The organism is Staphylococcus sp. 11262D007BW (genome assembly GCF_053547815.1).
On record NZ_JBPWPJ010000001.1, the window covers coordinates 1,043,267 to 1,055,611 of the forward strand.

At 35.2% G+C, this 12,345-nt stretch carries 8 protein-coding genes; all 8 read right to left on the reverse strand.

The genetic code is table 11. The annotated features are described in order from the left end of the window. Window positions 1-10: 10 nt before the first annotated feature. Window positions 11-2,200: a RelA/SpoT family protein gene (locus ACEE93_RS05105; RefSeq protein WP_449155650.1), complete on the reverse strand. Its 2,190-nt coding sequence runs from the start codon at window positions 2,198-2,200 to the stop codon at window positions 11-13. Between the two features lie 390 nt (window positions 2,201-2,590). Continuing rightward, window positions 2,591-3,109 carry an adenine phosphoribosyltransferase gene (locus ACEE93_RS05110; protein WP_449155651.1) on the reverse strand — a complete coding sequence of 173 codons (519 nt, stop codon included), beginning with the start codon at window positions 3,107-3,109 and terminating at the stop codon, window positions 2,591-2,593. Window positions 3,110-3,123: 14 nt separating this feature from the next. Beyond that, entirely contained in the window at window positions 3,124-5,400 is a 2,277-nt protein-coding gene (gene recJ / locus ACEE93_RS05115; protein ID WP_449155652.1) for a single-stranded-DNA-specific exonuclease RecJ, read from the reverse strand. A gap of 191 nt (window positions 5,401-5,591) precedes the next feature. Next, entirely contained in the window at window positions 5,592-7,871 is a 2,280-nt protein-coding gene (gene secDF, locus ACEE93_RS05120; protein WP_449155653.1) for a protein translocase subunit SecDF, read from the reverse strand. A gap of 150 nt (window positions 7,872-8,021) precedes the next feature. Further along, the gene (gene ltrA, locus ACEE93_RS05125) at window positions 8,022-9,308 is read right to left on the reverse strand and encodes a group II intron reverse transcriptase/maturase (RefSeq protein WP_449156575.1); all 1,287 of its coding nucleotides are present in this window, start codon (window positions 9,306-9,308) and stop codon (window positions 8,022-8,024) included. A 562-nt stretch (window positions 9,309-9,870) separates the two neighbouring features. After that, window positions 9,871-10,134, reverse strand: a complete 264-nt coding sequence (yajC, locus tag ACEE93_RS05130) for a preprotein translocase subunit YajC (RefSeq protein ID WP_449155657.1) — start codon at window positions 10,132-10,134, stop codon at window positions 9,871-9,873. Between the two features lie 16 nt (window positions 10,135-10,150). Beyond that, complete coding sequence (gene tgt, locus ACEE93_RS05135) at window positions 10,151-11,290, reverse strand: tRNA guanosine(34) transglycosylase Tgt (protein ID WP_449155658.1); 1,140 nt, start codon at window positions 11,288-11,290, stop codon at window positions 10,151-10,153. A gap of 18 nt (window positions 11,291-11,308) precedes the next feature. Next, on the reverse strand, window positions 11,309-12,334 hold the full coding sequence (queA, locus tag ACEE93_RS05140; RefSeq protein WP_449155659.1) for a tRNA preQ1(34) S-adenosylmethionine ribosyltransferase-isomerase QueA: 1,026 nt from the start codon (window positions 12,332-12,334) through the stop codon (window positions 11,309-11,311). Window positions 12,335-12,345 lie beyond the last annotated feature (11 nt).

A 12,345-nucleotide genomic window follows, 5' to 3' on the forward strand; every position in this document is an offset into this window, starting at 1 on the left:
TTTTTCACTCCTAATTCCAGACTCTCGTAACGGTATAAATATCGCCTAATTGTTTAATTCTATCTGCAACTTTAAAGACTTCGTGCACATTTTTAACCATGATACTTAAATTAATAATCGCATTTTTATCAATGTCAGACTTACCTGAAACCTTAACAAGTTGGCTAGATGTACTTGTGACCGCTTGTAACACTTCATTAAGCAATCCATTTCGATCATACGCTGTCACTTCTAAATCCACTTGATATTTTTGAGAAGCATCTTTAGATTTAACCCACTCTACATCGATTAATCGGTCAGTTTCGGACTTAATGTTAGGACAATCTGTACGATGTACTTTGATACCGTGTCCTTTGGTAATATAGCCTACAATTTTATCACCAGGAATTGGATTACAACATTTTGATAATTTTATAAGTACATTATCTAATCCTTCTACATAGACCCCAGAATCCGTGGTGATATGATCCTTAATAGGGACCGATTTAGTGACCTCTTGAGCTTGATTCAAGGCCTTTTGTTTATTTTCGATACGTAAACGTTCTGTGAGCTTATTCACAATTTGTGTAGATGTAACACCACCGAAACCAACAGCTGCATATAAATCATCTTCGTTGGCAAAATTGTACTTATCATTCACGATTTTAATATTTTGCTCTGTTAACAGCTCATCTGGTTTAAATCCTTGTTCTTTTAATTCCGCTTCTATCATAAATTTACCTTTTTCAATATTTGAAGAGCGGTCTTGCTTTTTAAAGAAACTTTTAATTTTACTTTTCGCACTAGATGATTTTACAATCTTAAGCCAATCTCGACTTGGGCCATACGAATGCTTACTCGTACGAATTTCTACAATATCACCTATTTGTAAAATATAATCGATCGGTACAATTTTACCATTCACTTTAGCCCCTATCATTTTGTTGCCGACTTCACTATGAATCGCATATGCAAAATCAATTGGTACGGCCCCATAAGGCAATTCAATTACATCACTTTCAGGCGTAAAAGCATAAACTTTATCACTTTGTAAATCAAACTTTAATGATTCAATAAATTCCTGTGCATCAGAGGAAGTGTGATCAGTTTCTGTAATATCTTTAAGCCAGTTCAACTTTTTACTATAAGATGGTTGATTTGGATTTAATTGTTTACCCTCTTTATATGCCCAATGTGCAGCTACACCATGTTCTGCAATTTCATGCATTTCTTGTGTTCGAATTTGAATTTCTAATGGATCGCCATTTGGCCCCACTACCGTTGTATGCAATGATTGATACATATTCTGTTTTGGCATAGCGATGTAGTCTTTAAATCGACCAGGCATTGGTTTCCATAACGTATGCACCAACCCTAAGACGGCATAGCAATCTTTAATTGAATGCACAATAATGCGTACAGCCAATAAATCAAAAATTTGATCAAATTGCTTTTTCTGTTTCATCATCTTCCGATAAATACTGTAAATGTGTTTGGGGCGTCCATTAATACTGCCTTGAATTTGCATAATGTCCATTTCTTTACGAATATTTTCAATAGCATTGTCAATATAAGCTTCACGTTCACTACGTTTTTTCTTCATCAAATTCACTATTCTGAAATATTGAATATTATCAATATAACGTAGCGCTGTATCTTCAAGTTCCCACTTTATAGTATTAATCCCTAATCGATGGGCAAGTGGTGCATAAATTTCTAATGTCTCTTTAGAAATGCGGATTTGTTTTTCCCTAGGCATAGCACGTAACGTCCGCATATTATGTAAGCGATCAGCTAGTTTGACTAAAATAACTCGAACATCTTTAGCAATAGCTACAAATAACTTACGATGGTTTTCAGCTTGTTGTTCTTCTTTTGAACGGTATTTTACTTTTTTTAATTTAGTTACCCCATCCACAATCGTAGCAATTTCTACATTAAACATGTTCGCCACATCATCAAAAGTATATGGTGTATCTTCAATCACATCATGTAAAAAGCCTGCTACAATCGTTGGACCATCAAGACGCATCTCTGTCAAAATACCAGCAACTTGAATAGGATGCATAATATAAGGCAAGCCGTTTTTTCGAAATTGTCCTTCATGGGCTTTATAAGCAATATGATAGCTTTTAAGCACAAATTCATATTGTTCTTTATTTAAATAAGTTTTAGCTTTATACAATACTTCATCAGCACTATATGGATATTCGTTATTCATATGGACCCCCCATATTCTAAATAATATCTCTATCATACTACATGATTCTCTATAAATGAACCAAAATTAAACAGCTATAAAAAAATCACTCATAAAGTAAACCAAAATGATTGATCGTTTTACAGTTGAGCAGTTTTTTGATAATTAAAAAGAACTCGTCTTTTACTCGCGTAGTATCTTTTGGGACTGGGACATAAAATATGAATACTCTGGGAAACCGATGAACGATTTCCCAAAAGCAGATTCTTCGACCGAAAGTGCACGAAAGGTATGTCTCCTTGTTATCACTCGTGTGCATAACAAACACTAACGCTCTTGTTTTCGAAGTATATTAAAACAGTTTTGTCCAACCACTCGATTTATACGCAATGACCAGTTCTTAATATGCAACTATTCATCATATGAGATTAAAGCTAAGACATCATAGTCTTTAATTTTTTCCATACCACCTAAATAAGCTAAATCAATAATAAATGCAATCCCAGCAACAATACCACCCTGTTGTTCTACAAGATGAATGGCCGCCTCAATTGTGCCTCCTGTCGCTAACAAATCATCTGTAATTAATACACGTTGTCCTGGTTTAATCGCATCTTTATGCATTGTTAAAACGTTACTTCCATATTCTAATTCATATTCATAACGAATCACTTCACGAGGAAGTTTGCCTTCTTTTCGTACAGGCGCAAATCCAATTCCCATCGCATAAGCGACCGGGCAACCAATAATAAAGCCTCGCGCTTCAGGTCCAACGACGATGTCTACATCTTTAGACTTTGCATATTGTACAATTTGATCGGTTGCGTAACCATACGCTTCTCCATTATCCATAATTGTTGTGATATCTTTAAAATTAACACCTTTTTTCGGCCAATCCTGTACTTCTGAAACATATTGTTTTAAATCCATTATTCAATATCCTCCTATGATTCGTGTGACAATTGATTTTGAATCCACATTTTAATTGTTTGATAATCTTGATAAAGTAAATGTTTTTCTACTTCAATCCGTTGTTTTCTTGCTTGATAATATCGACTTGCTTCAATATCATGTTTTTGATTTGTTGTCACAAGAGATATCATATCATTATTTTGAGTAATCAATCCTAGTTCTAAGAAGACTTTTAAGACAAATTTTAAAATTTCAGGTTTTATCTTTAAAAATTGACTTAATTTAAGCCCATCTTTCACTAAATTGAATTCCTTATTATGATACAACCATTTATAACAATTTTTAAATACTTCCCTTTGAGGTAAACCATCAAAATAAATAGAGTGTTTATGATCGAACACTAAATAAATTTGTGAAGATGAAAGATGATTTAATGTATTTTCCATATCTGCTAAAGCGCGTGGAAGGTCTCGAAATACACATTTGTCATATTGTTCTGGTATTACTTCCCCATAATAATATTCATTATCCTTACTTTTTTCAACTTGGGGATGGATAATATAGCATACTTTATCTTCAAATTGAGGTAAACGTTTGGATTTACTTCGATAATCTAATATTTGGATTTCCTTACTATATAAGTCTTTAACGACTAATTGAGGTGTTCGATGTCCGTTCCACTCATTAATTTGCAGTTGACCAATCATATCGATATTTTGATTCATCATTAATGATTGTGCAAGTTCACCATTATTCCAAAACAAAGCTTGTAACCCTTGATTTTGAAAGTTTAATTTAAGATGCTTATTGTTTTGGCCTATCGCTTTAACTTGATTAATAGTCATTTGATTCAACTGAAATGTAGGCTTTTCAAAATCCATTCCGAAAGGTCGGAGTCGCTCAATTGAAGCAATATTATCGATTGTAATGTCCGCTTCATCTATCAATGCATCAATACGACAGGTAGGCTTTAAGTCTATGTCACTCACTGTCTTGTCCATCCATTCATTGAGCGCGGTTTTCAATTGTTCAACATTTTCAATTGGTAGTGTTAAACCTGCAGCCATATGGTGCCCACCAAACTTTTCAATTAAATATTGATTTTGATTTAATGCTTCAAACATAGAAATTTGAGAAATACTTCGCGCAGATCCTTTAGCTCTAGAATAGTCTGTATCCAGATTTAATATAATCGTTGGTAAATGATATTGTTCAACGATTCTTGAAGCGACAATGCCTAAAACACCTTCATGCCAATTTTCTTGAGCTAACACTAAAAATCGATGTCCTGCTTCTACTTCCATTGCTGCTAGTTGCATTGCTTCTTCAGTTAAAGATTGAACAATGGACTTACGTTCATTATTAAAATATTCTACTTGTTCAGCTAAAAATTCGGCTTCTTCTTTATCTTCAGCCATTAATAATTCTGCTGCTAATTGCGCATCTTCTAGTCGTCCTACTGCATTTAACCGAGGCCCAATAACAAATCCAATCGTTTCTTCTGTCAATTCACCTTCATACTGAGCTTGTTGTAATAACGCCTCTATCGAAACTGGGATATCTTCATTTAAATAGGCAAGACCTTTTTTTACAATGGTTCTATTTTCATTCGTTAAAGAGACTAAATCTGCAATGGTCCCTATAGAGGCCAAACTCCAATAATAATTCGGGACTTGATCAATTAATGCTTGAGAAAGTTTTAATGCAACCCCTGCCCCACAAAGATATGAAAATGGATATTCATACTCAGGATGCATCGGGTGAACAATCGCATAAGCATTCGGTAAGGTATCGCCTATTTCATGGTGATCGGTAACAATGACATCTACACCTAATTCATTCGCGATATCAATTTCTTGATGACCTTGAATCCCATTATCAACAGTTATAATTAATTGAACACCTTCATCGTGAGCGTTACGAAAGGCTAATTCACTCGGCCCGTAGCCTTCAGTAAAACGATTAGGTATGTACCAAGTGACAATGGCATTTAATGAGCGTAACGTCTCAACTAAAATTGTGGTTGATGTCACGCCATCAGCATCATAATCACCATAAACTAAAATGGGTTCTTCCTTTTCGATTGCTCGTTTTATTCTTTCTACTGCTTTCTCCATATCACTTAATAAATATGGAGAATGATAAATATGATCATCACCGATAATAGCTTGTATCGATTCTTTTGATGTAAACCCTTTATTTTGTAGGATTTTAACCATTATTGAACTCAAATTAAATGTTTCAATGGTTTCGCGATCTATTTCTTCTGTTGTATCTTCTTGAATCCATTGATATTTTGCATCAATCATAAATCATCCCGCCTTTTTCTCAAATTCATTATAGCGAAAATATATGTAAATAAAAAGTATCGAACTGTCTTAAACTATATTGTAAAAATACGTACTTAAGACTAAAGTGAGTATTTAATATAAAAATTGAGGATGATTATTCAGGTTAACCCCTTAAACCATCCTCAAGATAATATTTATTCACTTTTTAATTAAACAAGTACTTTTTCTTCATTTGTACGTTTACGTTTGTGTACACGTAATCTATGTTGTGGTGATTTTCGTAATTCTCGTTTTTTCAACATGCCCCATAACGGCACGGCGATGAAAATAGATGAATATACACCAGAAATTAATCCAATTAATAGTGCTAGTGAGAAATTGAAAATACTTGTTGCACCAAAGATTAATATTGCTACTACTACAATGACAACGGTGATCACTGTGTTAAATGAGCGCGTCAACGTTTGTCTGATTGAACTATTAACAATGTAGTCAATTTGTGATTCTTTTGTAATGACTTTCACTTTTGATAACATCTCACGAACGCGGTCAAATGTTACAATCGTATCATTGATAGAATAACCGATGATGGTTAGTACTGCAGCAATGAACGTAATATCTACTTCTAATCTGAACAGACTAAAGACCGCAATAATCATAAACGCATCGTGTAGTAACGATATAATTGAAGCGATACCCATTCGCCACTCGAATCGTAATGTAATGTATATAATCATTCCGATTGAAGCTAAAATGACAGCCATCATAGCATTTTTAGCTAATTCTTGACCAATGACTGGTGATACCGTATTGACAGTTGGTTCATTACCATATGCTTCATTGAGTGTTGTGTTCAATTGCGCAATTTCGTCTTTAGATAAGTCTCGTTTGTATTGCATTGATACATTTTCATCATTACTACCACCTACCGACATTTGATCAGGTGGTAAATCAATACGATCTAAACGTTGTTCGACCTCAGTTTGTTTCATCGCTTGATTACTTTGAAGGTCAACACGCGTACCAGAAGTAAAGTCGATACCTAAGTTCAATTTAAAAATAAAGACAATCACAATACCGACGATGATGACAATACCACTAAATGTAAACAATGGTTTAGCTAATTTCATAAAGTCGAAACGATCATACGGTGTACTTAAATCATGAATATCATAACCTTCGTTAATATTATGAACTTGTTTTTGTTTAACACCGAACCACCATAATCGTTTTTTGAATACATTTGAATGCACGAGAAGTGCAAGTAAAATACGTGTTAAGAAGACTGCTGTTACGAAACTCATTAGTATAGCAAGCAATAACATGGTAGCAAACCCTTTGACAGAGCTTTCACCAAAGAAGAATAATACCGCTGCTGCTAGCACTGTTGTTAAGTTAGCATCTAATATAGTGATAAATGAACTTTTATTGGCTTTTTTATAGGCTTGTTTTAAAGTCCTACCAACCCGAAGTTCATCTTTGATACGTTCGTACATGATAATATTGGCATCCACGGCCATACCAACACCTAATACTAAAGCCGCTAAACCAGGTAATGTAAGGACACCTGAGATAAAGTTAAACGCAACTAAAGTTAGGTAAATGTATGTTGTTAATGTAATCACCGCAACTAAGCCAGGTATGCGATAGAACACTAACATGAATAAGAAAATAATACTGATACCTACAATAGACGCAAAAATTGTTTTATCTAGGGCATCTTGACCAAATTGAGCTCCGACAGATGTTGAATAAATTTCTTCTAAATCAACTGGTAGTGAACCTGAATTTAATAAATCAGCTATTTGTTTTGCTTCAGCAATACCATCGTCGCCTTGGAAGCCACCAGAAATTTCAACGTCTGTAGAATTAATTGGCTCGTCTACAGAAGCGGCTGAAACATATTTCGGATCCTCTTTTGATTTTTCTTTTTGGTAACTGTCGCCCTCTTTAAAGTCGAGCCAAACAACCATTACGTTTTCAGTATTCTGTGAAATTTCTTCTGTAACTTTTCTAAACTTATCACTGTCTTTTAATTTAAAAGTTACTGCAGGTTGATTTGTATTTTGTTTAAATTCTTGTTTGGCGGAACCTTCAACTAAATCTTTCCCTGTTAAAAGAACTTTGTCGTCAGCATCTCTAATTGTTAAATTCGCTTGTGATGATAATATTTCTCGAGCTTGATTTTGGTCTTCTACACCTGCTAGTTGTACTCGAATTCGATTATCATCTTCAACTTGGATTTTAGGTTCTGAAACCCCTAAAACGTTCACACGCTGTTCTAACGTTTTGGCTGTCGATTCTACTGCTGAATTATCTATTTTATCTCCTTCTTGTAATGGGTTAACTTGATACAAAACCTCAAATCCACCTTGTAAGTCAAGACCTAAGTTAACATTTTTGATTACATTTTTATAACTCATTGCCATGCCGCCAACTAAAAGAATGACAATAAGTAAAAATGCAATCAATCTACTTATCTTTTTCACATAAACACCTCTTTTGACTTTTATCACCTTACTAGCATACTTTAAAGATGAAAAGTTAAGCAAGCTATTTTGTAATCGAGTAGGAGAATAACCATTATTTGGTTATTCGTCCTCTCACACCACCGTGCGTACGGTTCCGTACACGGCGGTTCAATATCTTGCGTAAGCCAGCTCTGCGAGGTGGACTAAAGGTATTAGTCCCCACTCGTAGAGTTGTTTTGTTGTAAGCGCACGATGGACTTCTTTTACACTTGAGAGTCGCCAATACTTCTTACGTGATTGTGAAACTCTCATTGCGCTATCATGGTCAAGTCCATATTTACGTAACATTTTGTATTTTGTTTTCGTTTTCTTCCATCTTTTAAGAATCAGTTGTCTAATACGACGGTTTAGCCATGATTGTACTTTTGTTAAAAAGCCTTTAATAAACCCTCTACCAAAATAATTTATCCACCCTCGAGTCACTTGATTGATTTCTGTTATAATCTGTCTGAAGGTACCTGATCTATTTCGTTTCGTTAGGCGTCTTAAGGAGCGTTTTAAACTTCTTTTTGCTTCCATAGTCGGTCTGAAACGATAAATGCCATTTACTTTGGTCATTAGACAACTCAAGAACTTTAAACGTGTGACTGCACCTACCTTGCTCTTTTCCTTATTTACAATAAGTTTAAGATCCTTTTCGATGAATTTTGTCACACTCTCCATAACACGTTGGCCTGCTCGTTTTGAACGCACAAAGATGACGAAGTCATCAGCGTAGCGAATAAAACGATGTCCACGTTTTTCCAGTTCTTTATCTAATTCATGCAGATAGATGTTACATAATAGCGGCGATATAACGCCACCTTGCGGTGCACCGATTTCTTTATTCTTGTAGTTACCATTGAGGTCAATGGCACCAACTTGTAGACTTCTACGAATGAACTTAGAAATAGTTTTATCCTGGATATGACGCTCAAATAGATACATTAACTTGTCATGATTTAACATATCAAAACATTGTTTTAAGTCGCAGTCGACTGCGACTGAATAACCTTCTTCATAGTATAATGCACATTGCTTCAATGCAGTACCTGTACTACGATTTGGTCTGAAACCATGACTGTGATTTGAAAATGTACGGTCAATTTTAGGTTCAATGACTTGTTTAATGGCTTGTTGGATAACTCTATCTCTTGCGACAGGAATACCCAACACTCGTTTTTTCCCATTTGATTTTGGGATTTCAACTTTCCTTACTGCTTGTGGTTTGTATGTACCATCAAGCAGTTTCTTTCGAATTTGAGGAAAGTACTGCGAGAAGTGCCTATTCAAGTCACTAACACTCATACCATCAATTCCAGGTGCACCTTTGTTCTTTCTCACTTTCTTAATTGCTTTTTCAATGTTGTTTGGTCTTACAACAAGTTCCATCAAAGATGGAGACTCACGATACATTTCTTTCATTTCACCTAAGATTTACTGTACACACTTATATATCCTTTTTTCGTTCCACTACTTATCTTTCTATAAGTTGCCGGTATAAACCGTTTTCTGCACACCGTAAATCTATAACCTCCATTCTTTACTTTGTATTTAATATTGTTCAGTCCTTCGATATGTTTATACCTACTATGACTTCTGCTGATTTCTCATAATTCGTTGTTACTACGATTCTACGAATCGCTTATGAGACCTCCCCGGGTAAGGTGTAACCTCTTTCCACTCATGTCACCACATCATTTACTATATAGAACTCGGGTAGTATAGGACTTTATCTTGTATAGCAGATTCATCCATTCTACATAGCCTTAGTATGATGTTTCTGTTCGTCAGTGCGAGTGTTTGCGTCCGACTTCCTTCAGATTCCACTTCGCAGTGGACACCCTTGTCCTTCGCTAACAGTTCCTACTACCAAGCCTGTAACGGACTTTCACCGTCAAGATGTTACCCATGCCGGGCGCACTATAAATAAAAAAAGATATGGGAAACCCATATCTTTTTTCTATATCACTTTGCTTTAAGACGGGTCTACTTGTTTGATTGCTTGCTTTTCAAACGTTAATTCATTGCCCTTACCATCAATTGTAACTACAGCAGTTGTTTCGTCTACTGCACGGACAGTACCTTTGATACCGCCAATTGACGTTACACGTTGACCAGCTCTTAATTCTGCTACCATTTGACGATGTTCTTTAGCACGTTTTTGTTGTGGTCGAATCATGAAGAACCACATTACGACGAACAAAAGAATCAATGGTATTAAACTAACTAATGTAGCCATAATATAATACTCCTAACTAGAAATTTTTGGGATTTTCAACATTTAAGCCATACTGTTCATAAAATGCTTCTTTAAAATCTAAAAGACGATCTTCTTTGATGGCTTGTCGTATATCCTCCATTAATTTTAGCAGAAAATGCAAGTTATGATAAGTCGTAAGTCGAATACCAAAAGTTTCATCTGCTTTAATTAAATGACGAAGATAGGCACGCGTATAGTTTCGACACGTATAACAATCACAATCCTCATCAAGAGGTCTAAAGTCATCTTTATATTGTGCATTTTTAACAACCAAACGACCTTTTGATGTCATACAAGTTCCATTTCGTGCAATACGAGTAGGAAGGACACAGTCAAACATATCCATACCTAAAATACTGCATTCAATTAAGGCATCTGGTGAACCGACTCCCATTAAATAACGTGGTTTATCTTTAGGCATAAACTGCTCTGTATACTTTACCATATCATACATTACAGGTTTAGGCTCGCCAACAGAAAGCCCACCGATTGCATAGCCTGGAAAATCGAGTTTAACTAAAGATTTTGCCGATTGCTTACGTAGCTCCGGATATTCACCGCCTTGAATGATGCCAAATAACGCTTGATCCTCTGGACGTTGGTGGGCTTTTAAACAACGCTCTGCCCATCTAGTTGTACGTTCGATCGATTCTCTCACATATTTATATTCTGCTGGCATTGGCGGACATTCATCAAACGCCATTATAATATCCGAACCTAAATCGTTTTGTATTTTAATCGAATCTTCAGGTGACATAAACAATTTAGAACCATTCGTATGATGTCTAAACTCTACACCTTCTTCTGTAATTTTACGTAGATTACTTAAACTAAATACTTGAAAACCACCAGAGTCTGTTAAAATTGGTCCATCCCAATTCATAAAACGATGTAGGCTGCCTGCTTGTTTTACAATATCATTACCCGGTTGTAACCATAAATGATATGTATTCCCTAATAAAATTTTAGTATTCATCGCTTTTAATTCTTCTGGACTCATTGTTTTAACTGTAGCTTTCGTACCCACAGGCATAAACATCGGTGTTTCAAAAGAACCGTGCGGCGTGTGAACAATCCCTAATCTCGCACCTGATTGTTTACAAGTTTTAATATGTTCATATGTTACGGCTGGCATTTAAAAAGCTCCTTCTCTTTAAATAATAATCATTGCATCTCCAAAACTAAAGAAGCGATACTGTTGTTCTACAGCATGTCGATATGCACTAAGCACAAATTGCTTTGAACTAAAAGCAGACACAAGCATAACGAGTGTAGATTTTGGTAAATGGAAGTTCGTAATTAAACCATCTATTGCTTTAAATTCAAATCCAGGATAGATAAATACATCCGTCCAACCACTTGCTTCACAATAATCATTATAATCTCTATAAATCGTTTCTAATGTTCTAGTTGAGGTCGTTCCTACAGAGATAACTCGATGGCCTTTTTCTCTTGTCTCACGAAGCAATGCAGCTGTTTCTTCAGACATCTGATAATACTCACTATGCATTTCATGATCATCTATATCTTGCACGCTCACTGGTCTAAACGTACCTAAACCAACATGCAAGGTAATAAAGGTAATATTAACCCCTTTTTGACGAATTTGAGATAAAAGTGCGTCTGTAAAATGCAATCCTGCAGTGGGTGCTGCAGCAGAACCAGTCTCTTTAGCATAGACTGTTTGATATCTATCTTTTTCAGTTAAACGTTCCTTGATATAAGGTGGTAAAGGCATCTCACCTAATTCATCTAATCGCTCTTGTAATATGCCTTCATAGCTTAACCTCATAATACGTCCACCTTGATCAAGCGTTTTAATACAAGTTGCCTTGATTTTCCCTTCACCAAAACTTAACGTTTGACCTTCTTTAATACGCTTTGCTGGTTTTAATAATACTTCCCAATCGTCACCTTCAATTTGAGTTAGCATTAACATTTCAACTTTAGCATTCGTTTCTTCTTTAACACCAAATAGTCGCGCAGGCATGACTTTTGTGTCATTTAAGACTAGTGTGTCTCCTGCATTAAAAAAGTCGATAATATCTTTAAAATGTAAATCTTGAGTTTCTCCTGTTTTGCGATTCATATATAACAAACGACTCGTATCTCTTTGCTTTAACGGTGTTTGAGCTATTAATGATTCAGGTAACTCATAATCAAATTCTTCAATATTCAAAATGAAATCTC